Source organism: Actinosynnema sp. NPDC091369 (assembly GCF_044757065.1).
GTDB lineage: Bacteria > Actinomycetota > Actinomycetes > Mycobacteriales > Pseudonocardiaceae > Actinosynnema.
This window is the reverse complement of sequence record NZ_JBIVUG010000006.1, coordinates 193,783-207,164: the sequence shown is the minus strand read 5'-3', so window position 1 is coordinate 207,164 and position 13,382 is coordinate 193,783. Positions and strand designations below refer to the sequence as shown.

At 73.5% G+C, this 13,382-nt stretch carries 10 protein-coding genes; 8 read left to right on the top strand and 2 right to left on the bottom strand.

Annotated elements, in window-relative coordinates; all coding sequences use genetic code 11:
- Nucleotides 1-126 precede the first annotated feature (126 nt).
- The 4 genes from ACIQMJ_RS24075 to ACIQMJ_RS24060 all read left to right on the top strand — a co-directional run bounded on the left by ACIQMJ_RS24075 (nucleotide 127) and on the right by ACIQMJ_RS24060 (nucleotide 5,257).
- Nucleotides 127-1,476, top strand: a complete 1,350-nt coding sequence (locus ACIQMJ_RS24075) for an NYN domain-containing protein (RefSeq protein ID WP_499763254.1) — start codon at nucleotides 127-129, stop codon at nucleotides 1,474-1,476.
- Nucleotides 1,477-1,773: 297 nt separating this feature from the next.
- Nucleotides 1,774-2,814: a C40 family peptidase gene (locus ACIQMJ_RS24070; RefSeq protein WP_499763253.1), complete on the top strand. Its 1,041-nt coding sequence runs from the start codon at nucleotides 1,774-1,776 to the stop codon at nucleotides 2,812-2,814.
- Between the two features lie 64 nt (nucleotides 2,815-2,878).
- Nucleotides 2,879-4,117: a basic secretory protein-like protein gene (locus tag ACIQMJ_RS24065; protein ID WP_499763252.1), complete on the top strand. Its 1,239-nt coding sequence runs from the start codon at nucleotides 2,879-2,881 to the stop codon at nucleotides 4,115-4,117.
- 9 nt (nucleotides 4,118-4,126) lie between these two features.
- Complete coding sequence (locus ACIQMJ_RS24060; RefSeq protein ID WP_499763251.1) at nucleotides 4,127-5,257, top strand: glycosyltransferase family 4 protein; 1,131 nt, start codon at nucleotides 4,127-4,129, stop codon at nucleotides 5,255-5,257.
- 132 nt (nucleotides 5,258-5,389) lie between these two features.
- On the opposite strand, the gene ACIQMJ_RS24055 is transcribed toward ACIQMJ_RS24060, so the two are convergent.
- Entirely contained in the window at nucleotides 5,390-8,290 is a 2,901-nt protein-coding gene (locus tag ACIQMJ_RS24055) for an AfsR/SARP family transcriptional regulator (RefSeq protein ID WP_499763250.1), read from the bottom strand.
- A gap of 317 nt (nucleotides 8,291-8,607) precedes the next feature.
- Nucleotides 8,608-10,416 (bottom strand): AMP-dependent synthetase/ligase, encoded by a 1,809-nt coding sequence (locus ACIQMJ_RS24050; protein ID WP_499763249.1) that lies wholly within the window; start codon nucleotides 10,414-10,416, stop codon nucleotides 8,608-8,610.
- Between the two features lie 112 nt (nucleotides 10,417-10,528).
- On the opposite strand from ACIQMJ_RS24050, the gene ACIQMJ_RS24045 reads away from it, so the two are divergent.
- The 4 genes from ACIQMJ_RS24045 to ACIQMJ_RS24030 are packed head-to-tail and all read left to right on the top strand — an operon-like array spanning nucleotide 10,529 to nucleotide 13,382.
- Entirely contained in the window at nucleotides 10,529-10,909 is a 381-nt protein-coding gene (locus tag ACIQMJ_RS24045; RefSeq protein WP_499763248.1) for a polyketide cyclase / dehydrase and lipid transport, read from the top strand.
- 11 nt (nucleotides 10,910-10,920) lie between these two features.
- Entirely contained in the window at nucleotides 10,921-11,709 is a 789-nt protein-coding gene (locus tag ACIQMJ_RS24040) for a metallophosphoesterase family protein (RefSeq protein WP_141978274.1), read from the top strand.
- 27 nt (nucleotides 11,710-11,736) lie between these two features.
- Nucleotides 11,737-12,174: an SRPBCC family protein gene (locus ACIQMJ_RS24035; RefSeq protein ID WP_499763247.1), complete on the top strand. Its 438-nt coding sequence runs from the start codon at nucleotides 11,737-11,739 to the stop codon at nucleotides 12,172-12,174.
- On the top strand, nucleotides 12,171-13,382 hold the full coding sequence (locus ACIQMJ_RS24030) for an ArsA family ATPase (protein ID WP_499763246.1): 1,212 nt from the start codon (nucleotides 12,171-12,173) through the stop codon (nucleotides 13,380-13,382). Before ACIQMJ_RS24035 ends, ACIQMJ_RS24030 begins: the two co-directional genes overlap by 4 nt.

The window sequence follows — 13,382 nt, the reverse complement described above, 5'->3', positions numbered from 1 at the left end:
CGCCGCGCACCGTAGCCAAGTCCACCGACATGTTTGATCGCCGCTGCTCCGCGGCCACGACCTCGCCGGCGCGCAGCAGCGGTGATCGAGGGCGGCGGCGCGATGGAGCAGGGCTAGCCTGTACGGGTGCAAGAGCCGATCGAGCCGCCCGAGGGCGCTGACGACCTGGTGCCGGACCAGGCCGTCGAGTCCACTGTGGACTGGTCGGCGCTGCCCGAGCCGCTGCGCGCGCGGCTCGCGGAGTTGAGCGCGGACGCGTTGGGCGACATGGCGAAGGTGGACGTCCCGCAGTCGCTGCGCGCGGTGGCGCGGTTCGCGCCGACCAAGCGGGCCCGGCTGGGCGCGCCCGCCCTCATCGGCGGGCTGAAGTCGTCGGCGACCTTCCGGGCGGCCGTGGTCGAGTGGCTGCGGCGCAACCGGCCGGCGGTGCTCGAGGTGACCTCGCCCGACCCGGTGGCGGCGGGGGCGGCGGCGGTCCTGCAGGGCGAGGAGGTCGCGTCCCACTTCATCGAGCTGGTCGGCAGGCGCGCGGCGGACGCGGCGCTGCGCGCGGAGCGCGACCTGGCCGTGCAGCGGGCGGAACGGCTCGAGGCGGAGCTGGAGCGGCTCAAGGCCGAGCGGGCCGAGGCGGGCGGCGCGGTGGACAAGATCCGCGAGGCGTCCGAGGCCGAGCTGGAACGGCTGCGCAAACGATTGCGCGAGCAGGGCGTGCGGCTGCGGGAGGCGAAGGACCGCGCCGAGGCGGCGGCGGTCGAGGCGGACCGGGTGCGGGCCGAGGCCGAGGCCGCCCTGCGCCGGTTGACCGCCGAACGGGACCGCGAGCGCGAACGCGCCGAGCACGAGCGCGCCAAGGCGCAGCGGGCCGAGTCGGACGCCGAGGTGGCCCGCCAGTCGGCCAAGGAGGCGCGGCAGGCCGACGAGGTGCGGCTGGCCCTGCTGGTCGACACGCTGGACGGCGCGGTGAACGGCCTGCGCCGCGAGCTGGCGCTGGGCGGCGCGGGACCGCGACCGGCGGACCTGGTCCGGGGCGCGAGCGCGGCGCAGGGCGCGGTCGGCCGGGTGGAGGACCCGGCGGCGCTGGACCGGCTGCTGGCGCTGCCCGCCGTGCACCTGATCGTGGACGGCTACAACGTCACCAAGACCGGCTACCCGGAGCTGTCGCTGTCCGACCAGCGGGACCGGCTGGTGCACCAGTTGGCCGTGCTGGCGGCGCGCACCGGCGCGGAGGTGACGCTGGTGTTCGACGGGGCGGGCGTGGTGGCCGTGCCGACGTCCGCGCCGCGCGGGGTGCGGGTGCTGTTCAGCGATCCGGGGGTGCTGGCCGACGACGTGATCCGGGCGTTGGTGACCGCCGAGCCGGAGGGCCGTCCGGTGGTCGTGGTGACGTCCGACCGGGCGGTGGCCGACTCCGTCCGACGGCGGGGCGCGCACCCGGTGCCGTCCGCGGTGCTGCTGGCCCGCCTGGGCCGGGTGTGACCCAGATCGTGTTTTTAACACCACCGGTGGTCACACGACCAGGTCACAGCTAGGCCGATCGTGAACCAAGGTGAACTCGGCGTGATTTCCGTGCCCCGCTAGTGGACGCCGGGACTCACTTTTCGTAACCTAGCCGAGATCTCGCGGCGGGCAGTGGTCCATCCTGGGCCGCGACGCGGGTTCACCGCCGAATCGGCCTGTCGGGGAGCCGAGCCGGAATCTCTCACCAGAGGTGCGCCGGGCCGCGTCACGCGCCCGGTCGGCAGGCGGGATCAGACGAAGGAGACACACGCGACTGTGGCGTCGCAACGACTCAAGCGCGGACTGCGCGGGGCGATGGCGGCCACGGCGGTGGCCGCTGCCGCGGTGGGCGCTCTGCCCGTACCCGCCGGAGCCCAGCCCAACACCCCCGCGAACGCCTCCGAGGCGCTGAAGAAGTACAACGAGCTCGCCGAGCAGGCGACCAAGCTCAACGAAGAACTGCTGCGCGCCGAAGAGCAGCGCAACGCCAACCAGGCCGAGCTGGACAAGGCCAACGCCGACCTCGCGCAGGCGACCCAGGCGGGCGACCAGGCCAAGGCCGACGAGGAGACCTTCCGGGTCCAGGTCGACAAGCTGACCGAGGCGTCGTTCGAGGGCGCGCGGTTCAACCAGCTGTCGGCGCTGCTGGTGTCCGACTCCCAGCAGGACTTCCTCAACCGCATGTCCGCGCTCGGCGTGCTCGCGTCGGACAACAACGAGTCGCTCGAACGGCTCTCCGGCGCGGTCGACGCCGCCGAGGACGCGCGGCAGAAGGCGGCCGACGCCCAGTCCCGCGCGCAGGCCGCGACGGACGAGGCGACCAAGATCGCCGACGACATCAAGAAGCGCAACGACGAGCTCCAGGGCCAGATCACCGAGGTCAAGGACCAGCTCAACCGGCTGACGGCGCAGGAGCGCAACACGCTGACCAACACCGGCCCGAAGGTCACCGCCAACGTGCCCGCGGGCGCGGCGGGCGTCGCGCTGCAGTTCGCGCTGGACCAGCAGGGCGACATGTACCTGTACGGCGGGACCGGCCCGGACCGCTGGGACTGCTCGGGCCTGACGTCGAAGGCTTACGCCTACGCCGGCGTGACGATCCCGCGCACCTCCGGCGGCCAGGCGGGCGCCGGGCGGGCGGTCAGCCGCTCCGAGGTCCAGGCGGGCGACCTGATCATCTACAACGGCGGCAACCACGTGGGCATGGCGGTGGACAACGCGCGGGTCGTGCACGCGTCCACCGACGGCGTCCCGGTCAAGGTCGTGCCGCTGGAGAACCCCGGCACGATCTACGCCATGCGGCGCATCGCGGGCTGACAACTCCCATCCGGCAGGGCCATCCTTGACACGAGGGTGGCCCTGCCGATGACTTTGGAGGCCCGTGAGCCGCATCAGGGTCGTGCTGGCCGCGGTGGTGGCCGTGACGTTCCTCGTCGGACTGGTCACGGCCGTCGCGCCGACGACCCCACCCGCTCCGCACCGGGCGGACGCCGTCGCGGCGTTGCTCGACCAGCGCGCGCGAGCCGTGCTGGACCGGGACGAGGCGGCGTTCAGCGCCGTGCTCGACCCGGGGGCCGACGCCGGGTTCCGGCAACGGCAGCTCGACCTGTTCCGCAACCTCGCCCACGTGCCGCTGGCGGAGTGGGAGTACCGGCTCGACGGGGAGGTCGACCTGTCCGGGCTGGCGCTGCCCGCCGCCGACGAGGTGTGGGCGCCGGACGTGCGGCTGGGCTACCGGCTCGCCGGCGTGGACGTGGAGCCGAGCAGCCAGGGCATGGCCTACCTGTTCACCCGGCGCGACGGCCGCTGGTACCTCAACTCCGACACCGCGCTGGAGCCGGCGGGCCGCCGCACGTGGCGCGGGCCGTGGGACTTCGGGCCGTGCCACGTGCTCACCGGCACCGGCGGGTTCGTGCTGAGCCACCCCGGCGGTGAGGCGCTGGCCGCACGGGCGCTGGCCGAGCTGGACGGCGCCGTGACGGCCGTGACCGAGGTGTGGGGCCAGGCGTGGGCGCGTCAGGTGGCCGTGCTGGTCCCCGCGAGCCCGGAGGAGATGGTGGCGCTCGTCGGACCCGGGTTCGCCACCGGCGCGATCGCGGGCGTCGCGGTGGCCGACCGGGTGGACCCGGACACGCACACGGCGCGGGGCCAGCGGGTGGTGCTCAACCCCGACAGCGCGGGCGCGTTGTCGCCGCTGTCGTTGCGGGTGCTGCTGCGGCACGAGATCACGCACGTCGCCACGCGCGGTGAGACCGTCGACGGCGCGCCCATGTGGGTGCTGGAGGGGTTCGCGGACTACGTGGGCTACCGGCGCAGCGACGTGCCGCCGACCAGGGCCGCGCCGCTGCTGGCCGCGCAGGTGCGGCGGTCCGTGCCGGCCGCGCTGCCGTCGGACGCCGACTTCCGCGGTGACGCGATGGAGCTGGCCTACCAGCAGGCGTGGTCGGTGAACCTGTACCTGGCGGCGTCGCTGGGCGAGCCGGGGCTGGTCGCGCTGCACCGGCGGCTGGCGCGGGTTCGGGCGTCCGAAGTGGACGGCGTGCTGCTGGAGGCCACCGGCGGGGACACCGCGGCGCTGGTGCGCGGGTGGCAGGACTTCCTGCGGCGGACGTTCCCGTAACGTGGTCGCGTGCGTCGGACCTTGCTGGTGACCAATGACTTCCCGCCACGGCCCGGCGGAATCCAGTCCTACCTGCACGCGTTGGCCGTGCGGCTGCCGGAGCTCGTGGTGTACGCGCCTTCGTGGCAGTCGTCGTCCGGCTCGCACCCCGAGTTCGACGCCGTGCAGCCGTTCGAGGTGGTGCGGCACCCCGGGACGTTGATGCTGCCCACGCCGGACGTCGTGCGGCGGGCGTCGGACATCCTGCGTGGAGCGCGCTGTGACGCCGTGTGGTTCGGGGCGGCGGCTCCGCTGGCCCTGATGACGTCACGGCTGCGTGCCGCGGGCGCGTCCCGGGTGGTGGCGTCCACGCACGGGCACGAGGTCGGGTGGTCGATGCTGCCGGGTGCGCGGCAGGCGTTGCGGCGCATCGGGTCGGACGTGGACGTGGTGACGTTCGTGAGCCGGTACACGCGGTCGCGGTTCGCGGCGGCGTTCGGCCCGATGGCGGCGTTGGAGCACCTGCCGTCCGGGGTGGACACGTCGGTGTTCGCGCCGTCGTCGGCGGCTCGGGAGGAGATGCGCGCCCGGTACGGGCTGGGCGACCGGCCGGTGGTGGTGTGCGTGTCGCGGCTCGTGCCGCGCAAGGGGCAGGACGTGCTGGTGCGGGCGTTGCCGGAGATCCGGCGGCAGGTGCCCGGCGCGGCGTTGCTGCTGGTCGGCGGCGGGCCGTACCGGGGGGCGGTGGAGCGGCTGGCGGCGTCGGTCGGCGTGTCGGAGCACGTGGTGCTGACCGGGTCCGTGCCGTGGGAGGAGCTGCCCGCGCACTACAACGCCGGTGACGTGTTCGCGATGCCGTGCCGGACGCGGGGGCGCGGGCTGGACGTCGAGGGCCTGGGGATCGTGTACCTGGAGGCGTCGGCGACCGGGCTGCCCGTCGTGGCGGGGCGTTCGGGCGGGGCGCCGGAGACCGTGCGGGACGGCGTGACGGGTCGGGTGGTGGACGGGCGCGAGGTGGCGGAGGTGGCCAACGCGGTCGCCGCCCTGCTGGCCGACCCCGGCACCGCGGCGAAGATGGGCGCGGCGGGTCGTGAGTGGGTCACCGCGAACTGGCGCTGGGACGACCTGGCCGACCGCCTGGCCGGCTTGATCAACACCTGAGCGTTCAACTCACGGGTCCTGAACGTAGGACTCTCGGGACCTGAGCGTTCGACTCTCGCGTGCTGAACGTAGGACACGCGCGAGAGTCGAACGCTCGGGTCCCGAGAGTCGAACGCTCAGGTACCCCGAGTTCTACGTTCGTGCCGGGTCGTCGTCGCCCAGGAGGTGGTCGACGGCGGCCAGTTCGGTGCGGGCGTGGCGCTCGGTGATGCGCAGGCCCAGGTCGGACGTCAGCGTCACGGCCTGGGCGGCCAGGGCCCGCGCCTCCGTGACCTGGCCCAGCAGGCGGCGCACGCCCGCCAGGCCGACCAGGGCACGCGCCTCGCCCGGCAGGTAGCCGATCCGGCGGGCCTTGGTCAGGGCCTGCTGGAACTGCTCGTCGGCGGTGCGCAGCGAGCCGAGGCCGCGGTTCGCCGAGGCCATCACCACCAGCACGTTCGTCGTGATCCGCTGGTCGCCGTCCTGCCGCAGCTCGGCCAACGCCCGGTCGGCCAGCTCCAACGCCTCCGCGTGCTCGCCCAAGTCCAGCCGCACCGACGCGATGCTCTCCAGCACCCGCGCCGCGGCCTCCCGGAACCCCGACTCCGTCGCCAACCGCAACGCCTCGGACAGGTGGGTGAGCGCGCGCTGCGGCTCGCCCATGAGCTGCGACGCCACGCCCAACAACGTCAACGCGGTGATCTCGCTGCCCCGCAACCCGTGCTCCACGCTGATCGCCAGCGCCTCGCCGAGCAGGTCCACCGCCTCGGCCAGCTCCCCGGTCTCGATCGCCAGCACGCCCAACCCGGTCAGCACACCCGTCTCACCCGACCGCGGCCCGCCGGACTCCCGCTTCAACGCCAGGCACGTCTCCAGGTCGTCCCGCGCCGACGCCAGGTCGCCCGCCTCCAGCCGCACCACGCCGAGGTTGCCGCGCACCTCCGCCTCCGACGCCAGGTCGCCGCGCATCCGGTGCAGCTCGACGGCCCGCGTGTAGTGCGCGACGGAGGTCTCGAAGTCGCCGAGCCGCCAGTGCAGCGTGCCCAGGTTCTGGTGCATCGCCGCCTCGCCCGCCACGTCGCGCTGCTCGTGCGCCGCGTCCAGCCCGTACCGCGCGGTCGACAGCCACTCGGTGACGTGCTTGCCGATCCACAGGTAGCCGCGCAGCCCATCGGCCAGCCGCCACGACATCGCGGCAGGCCCCCGTTCGGCCGCCGACCGGATCGCCGCGGTCAGGTTCGCCCGCTCCGCGTCCAGCCACGCCCGCGCCTGCGCCGCCGTCTCGATCCGCGGCAGCCGCACGGCCCGCCCGGCGGGCGTCGGCAACCGCATCAGGTCCGGGTACAGCAGTTCCGCGCAGTGGTCCACCGCGCGCACGTAGAACTCCAGCAGCCGCACCCGGGCCGCGGCCACGTCCTCGTTCCCGGCCTCCGCCATCTCCGCGGCGAACCGCGCCAGCTCGTCGTGGAACGCGTACCGGCCGCCGTCGGCGCTCACCAGCCGCGCCCGGCTGAGCTGCCCGAGCAGCGCAGCGGCCTCCGGCACGGTCAGCTCGGCCGCGTTCGCCGCCGCCTCGGTGCTGAAGTCCGGCCCCGGAACCACGCTGAGCAGCGCGAACAGCCGCCGCGCGCCCGGCGTCAGGGCGGCGTGCGCCAGGTCGAGCGGACGCCGGTCGCCCAGCCTCTCCAGGTACCGCGCCACCGAACCGCCCGCCACCGACGCCGCCGCGATGTGCAGCGTCAACGGCAGGTGCCCGCACCGCCGCGCCAGCTCCTGCGCCGACTGGCCGGACCGCCGCAGCACGGCCAGCGACTCGTGCGGCTCGAGCACGTCCAGCCCGACCCGCCGGGCGCCGTCCACGGCGATCAGGCCGCGCAGGTCGTCCCGGCTGGTCACCAGCACCGGGCAGCTCGCCGCACCGGGCAGCAGCGGGCGCACCTGGTCGGGCGCGGCGGCGTTGTCCAGCACCAGCAGCATCCGCCGACCGGCCAGCAGCGATCGGAACAGGCCGCTCTGCTCGTCGGAGTCGACCGGGATCTGCTCCGGCGGCACGCCGAGCGCCCGCAGGAACCGGGTCAGCACCTCCACCACCGGCGTGGCCGGTCCCGTCGCGTACCCGCGCAGGTCCACGTACAGCCGACCGTCCGGGAACCGCTCGCGCAGCCGGTGCGCCACGTGCACGGCCAGCGCCGTCTTGCCCACCCCGGGCACGCCGGTCAGCGCCACGATCGGCACCGCGGTGCGCGGCCCGTCCGGCGCGATCAGCCGGGAGATCCGGTCCACCAGCTCGGCCCGGCCCACGAACCCCGGCACGTCGGGTGGCAGCTGGTCGGGCACGTCCGGGTCCGACTGCTCGGCCGGCGCGGCCAGGCTCGGGTCGCCGACCAGGATCGCCTGGTGCAGCTCGCGCAGCGCCGCGCCCGGCTCGATGCCCAGCTGCTCGCCCAGCAGCCGGTCGACCAGCCGGAACGCCTCGAGCGCCTCGGCCTGCCGGCTGCCCCGGTACAGCGCCACCATCAGCTGCGCCCAGAACCGCTCGCGCAGCGGGTGGTCGGTGGTCAACGACCGCAGCACCGGCACCAGCCGCTCGTGGTTGCCCAGCGCCAGCTCGACGTCGTTGCGCTCCTCGTGCACCACCAGAAGCCGCTCGGCCAGCCGCGGCACCTCGTCGTCGCGCAACGCCTCCGACGGCACGTCCGACAGCGCCGGCCCGCGCCACAGCGCCAGCGCCTCGGCGTACAGCTCGGCGGCGTCGGCCAGGTGCCCGGACTGCGCCGCCTGCCGCGCGAGGCCCGCCGTGGTGGTGAACCGGTGCACGTCCACCTGCTCCGGAGGCACGACCAACCGGTAGCCGTCCGAAGTGGTCCGGATCAGCGACGGGTCGCCCAGCAGCTGCCGCAGCCGCATGACGTAGGTCTGCAACGTGCCGCGGGTGCGGGCGGGCGGGTCGCCGCCCCACAGGAAGGACACCAGCTCGCCAATTGAGACGACCCGGCCGGCGCGCAACGACAGGGCAGCCAGCAACGCCCGGTGCTTGCCCGCCCGGACGGGCACCGGTTGACCCTGTATGCGCACTTCAAGCGGGCCGAGAAGGCCGAACCACGGCCCAGCGCCCATCCGTCTGCGTCCCCTCGTTCCGCCTCCCCGGGGCACAGCCTAGGCGAGCGCTGACGGCACGAGTCATCACCGCGTCAGCGATACGACAGCGCGCTGCGGCAGTCTATGAAAAGTCCCGGTTGGGGGACCGGGACAACAGAACTTCTCGGGTCCGCGTCAGCGGATACGCGATCACTGGGGGTCGAGTGGCCCGCACTTCGGTGCGGGCCACTCGTCTGTGTCCGGTGGGCGCCGCCCCCGACCTCGCGGCGGGGTCAGCGGGCGTAGATGGCTTCGATGTCCTGCTTGTAGGTCGAGGCGACGACCGAGCGGCGCAGCTTCAGGCTCGGCGTCATCTCGCCGCCCGCCTCGGTGAAGTCCACCGGCAGGATGCGGAACTTCTTGATCGCCTCCGCCTTGGACACCGCCTGGTTGGCCTCGTCCACCGCGGCCTGGATCTCGGCGAGCAGCGTCTCGTCGTCCACCATCTCGGCCACGGTCGCCGACGACGACTTGCCGTTCTGCTCCTTCCACGCCGGGAAGAACTCGGGGTCGATGGTGATCAGCGCACCGATGAACGGCTGCGCGTCGCCGACCACCATGCACTGGCTGATCAGCGGGTGGGCGCGCAGGCGGTCCTCCAGCACGGCGGGCGAGACGTTCTTGCCGCCCGCGGTGACGATGATCTCCTTCTTCCGGCCGGTGATCCTGAGGAAGCCGTCGGAGTCCAGCTCGCCGATGTCGCCGCTGTGGAACCAGCCGTCCTCCAGGGCCTCCGACGTCGCCTGCTCGTTGTTCCAGTAGCTGCGGAACACGATGTCGCCCTTGATCAGGATCTCGCCGTCCTCGGCGATGCGGATCGACGTGCCGATCACCGGACGCCCCACGGTGCCGACGCGGAACGCCGCCGCCGTGTTCACGCACGCCGCCGCGCTGGTCTCGGTGAGGCCGTAGCCCTCCAGCACCGGCACGCCGATGCCGCGGAAGAAGTGCGCCAGCCGCTCGCCGAGAGGCGCGCCGCCGGACACCGCGTTGGTGCACCGGCCGCCCAGCGCCGCCTGGAGCTTGCTGTAGACGAGCTTGGCGAACAGCGCGTGCTTGAGCTTGAGGCCCAGGCCGACGGTGCCGGTGTCCAGCGCCTGGCTGTAGGCCACCGCGGTCGCCTCGGCGGCGTCGAAGATCTTGCCCTTGCCCGCCGCGTGCGCCTTCTGCTTCGCGCCGTTGTAGACCTTCTCGAACACGCGCGGCACGGCCACCACGAACGTGGGCCGGAACGACTGGAGGTCCTCCACCAGGTTCTTCACGTCGGCCGTGTGGCCCATGGTGACCCGCGTGTAGACGCCGCACACCGACAGGGCGCGGGCCAGGATGTGCGCCAGCGGCAGGAACACCAGCAGCGAGTTCCCGGCCTGCATGAGCTGCGGGAACGCGGTGATCCCGCCCCGCACCTCGGACAGCAGGTTGCGGTGGGTCAGCTCGCAGCCCTTTGGCCGGCCGGTGGTGCCGGAGGTGTAGACGATGGTCGCGGTGTCGTCCGCGCCGACCACCTTGCGCCGTGCGCGCGCGTCGTCGTCGGACACCGACGCGCCCAGCGCGGTCAGCTCGTCGATCGCGCCCGCCGCGTCGCCGGAGGGGCCGTCGACCTGCCACACGTGCCGCACCTCGGGCAGACCCGCCACGACGGAGTCGACCGTGGCGCGGTGCTCGGAGGTCTCCACGAACACGGCCTTGGCCGAGGAGTCGGACAGGATCCACTCGACCTGCTCGGCCGAGGAGGTCTCGTAGATCGGCACGACGACGCCGCCCGCGTGCCAGATGGCGAAGTCGAGCAGGGTCCACTCGTAGCGGGTCTTGGACATCAGACCCACCCGCTCGCCGGGTTCGAGCCCGGCCGCGATCAACCCCTTGGCGACCGCGAGGACCTGCGCGGCGAAGTCGCGGGCGGTGACGTCCACCCACGTCCCGTCCACGCGGCGGCGGAAGCTGACGGCGTTGCCGAAGCGCTCCGCGTTCGCCCACACCATGTCGGTGAGGTTCTCCTCGGCAGCCACAGTGGCGGTGGCGGGGACGCTGAACTCGCGCACGTCGACCTCCGGACGATTGTTTGTTACCGGTGGGGAAACCTAGCCTGTGATTCCGGCGATACACCAGGCCGGCCCGCGTTTCCGTAACCGTGTCGTGGCACTCTCCTCACCCGTGCCCAGTGTCGACGTCGTGGACGAGACGTTCCTCGCAGTGCCCCCGGCGGTGGTCGCCGCGGCCTTCGCCCCGCCCGCCGCGTGGGCGGAGTTCTGGCCCGACCTGTCCCTCGAGGTGTACGCCGATCGGGGGACCGAGGGATTGCGCTGGACGGTCGCAGGCGCGCTGGTCGGAACGATGGAGGTGTGGCTGGAGCCGGTCCTGGACGGCACCCTGCTGCACTACTTCCTGCGTGCCGACTTGCCGGGCGGCGCGTCCGACAAGCGCACCCGCCGCGAGGTGCGCCGCCGCCAGTTGGCCGCCAAGCAGGTGTCACTCGGCCTCAAACTGATCTTGGAGGACGGTCGGGCACCCGGGGTGCCACCGGTCCTGCCGTAGATTTGGGTCTTGTGCGCGTTCACGTCGTCTCGGATGTCCACGGCAACGCGGAGGCCCTCGCCCGCGCCGGTGACGGCGCCGACGCGCTGGTCGTGCTGGGTGACCTGGTCGACTTCGTCGACTACCACGACCACGGCAAGGGCATCCTGGGCCAGGTTTTCGGAGCGGAGAAGGTGGAGGTGTTCGCCCGGCTGCGGCGCGGCCGGTTCGGCGCCGAGACGGTCCGCTACATGCGGTCGCTGTGGGAGAGCCTGGACAACGCCGCGGACGTCGTCCAAGAGGCGATCATGGAGCAGTACACCGCGATGTTCGCGGTGATGAGCGCGCCCACCTACGCCACGCCGGGCAACGTCGACAGCCCGGAGCTGTGGCCGCTGTTCGCCCGCGACGGCGTGCACGTCCTGGACGGGCAGGTGGCCGAGATCGGCGGGCTGCGGTTCGGCTTCGCGGGCGGCGCGCTGCTGCACCCCGGCTTCGTGCCCAACCGGCGCGGCCCGTGGCGGCCCTACCTGCGCACCGAGGAGGAGTTCGGCGCGGCGCTGGCCGGGCTGGGCGAGGTGGACGTGCTGTGCACCCACGTGCCGCCCGCCGTGGCCGAGCTGACCTACGACGTGGTCGCCCGCCGGCCCGAGCTGGGCTCGACGTCGTTGCTGAAGGTGATCGAGCGCGACCGGCCGCGGTGGTCGGTGTTCGGGCACGTGCACCAGCCGATGGCGCGCCGGGCGCGGGTCGGCTGGACCGAGTGCGTCAACGTCGGCCACTTCCAGCGCACGCGCACGCCGCACGTCCTGCGTTGGTGAGCCGAACCACCGGGTAGCCTCCCCGACATGGCCGACGAGTCCACCCAGTCCATCGTCATCGACGCGACGCCCGAGGAGATCGCGGCGGTCATCGCCGACTTCGACGCCTACCCCCAGTGGGCCAACGGGATCAAGCGCGCCGAGGTGCTGGAGACCGGGGCGGACGGCCGGGCGGCGCAGGTCAAGTTCAACATCGACCAGGGCCCGATCAAGGACGAGTACGTGCTCGCCTACGACGAGTGGTCGCCGAGCCGCATCTCGTGGCACCTGGTCAAGGGCCAGATGCAGAAGTCGCAGGAGGGCAGCTACGCGCTGACCCCCAAGGGCGGCTCCACCGAGGTCACCTACACGCTGTCGGTGCAGCTGGTCGTGCCCATGATCGGCCTGTTCCGGCGCAAGGCCGAGAAGATGATCATGGACACCGCGCTCAAGGAGCTCAAGCGCCGGGTGGAAAACGCTGGATGAGCGCCCGCCTGCTGCTCTTCACCGGTAAGGGCGGGGTCGGCAAGACGACCTTGGCCGCCGCCACCGCCACCGCGCTCGCCGCGGGAGGTCGCAAGGCGCTGGTCGTGTCCACCGACCCGGCCCACTCGCTGGGCGACGCGCTCGGCGTGCCGCTGACCGCGCACGTCAGCGAGATCGACGGCGCCGGGTCGGCCGGGGTCCTGCACGCGGCCCAGATCGACCCCCGCGCGCTGGTCGACGACGCGTGGCGGGACCTGCGCGGACACCTGCGGACCGTGCTCGCCGGCGCGGGCGTCGACGAGCTGGACGCCGAGGAGCTCACCGTCCTGCCCGGCGTCGAGGAGCTGCTGGCGCTGTCGGAGGTGCAGCGGCTGGCCGGCACCGGGCCGTGGGACGTGGTGGTCGTGGACTGCGGTCCGACCGCCGAGACGTTGCGGCTGCTCGCGCTGCCCGAGGCGTTCGCCTCCTACCTGGAACGGCTGTTCCCCACCCACCGGCGCGTGGTGCGCGGGCTGCTGGCCGGCGTCGCCGGCAGCGGCACGGTGGAGAAGTGGGACGCCACCGCCGACGCGCTGGGCCGGCTCGCCGAGAACCTGGAGCAGCTGCGCGGCCTGCTGACCTCGCCCACGACCAGCGTGCGGCTCGTGCTGACCCCCGAACGGGTCGTCGCGGCGGAGACCCGGCGGACCGTGACGGCGCTCGCGCTCCAGGGCATCCGGGTCGACGGCGTGGTGGCCAACCGGGTCGTGCCGGACCCCGGCGCCGACCGCGGGCCGGCCGCCGACTGGCTGCGCACCCGCCGGACCGAGCAGGACGCCGTGCTCGCCGAGCTGGCCGACCTCGGTTCGGTGACCGCGGTGGAGCACCGGGCCGCCGAACCGGTCGGCGCGACCGCCCTGCTGGACGTCGCCGAAAGCCTCTACCGGGGGCGCGACCCGCTGGACGGCGTCGTCGACGACGAAGAGCCGCTGCTGTCGGTGGAGCGGACCGGCGAACTGGAGTACACGTTGCGCCTCGCGCTGCCGATCGGCGACTCGTCGCTCGACCTGGCGCGGGTGGGCGACGACCTGGCCGTCACCGTGGACGGCAGGCGGCGGCTCGTGGCGCTGCCGTCGTTGCTGCGGCGCTGCCTGGTGACCGGCGCGGAGCTGGACGACACCGGGTTGGCGGTGCGGTTCGCACCCGACCCCGACCTGTGGATGCGGTGA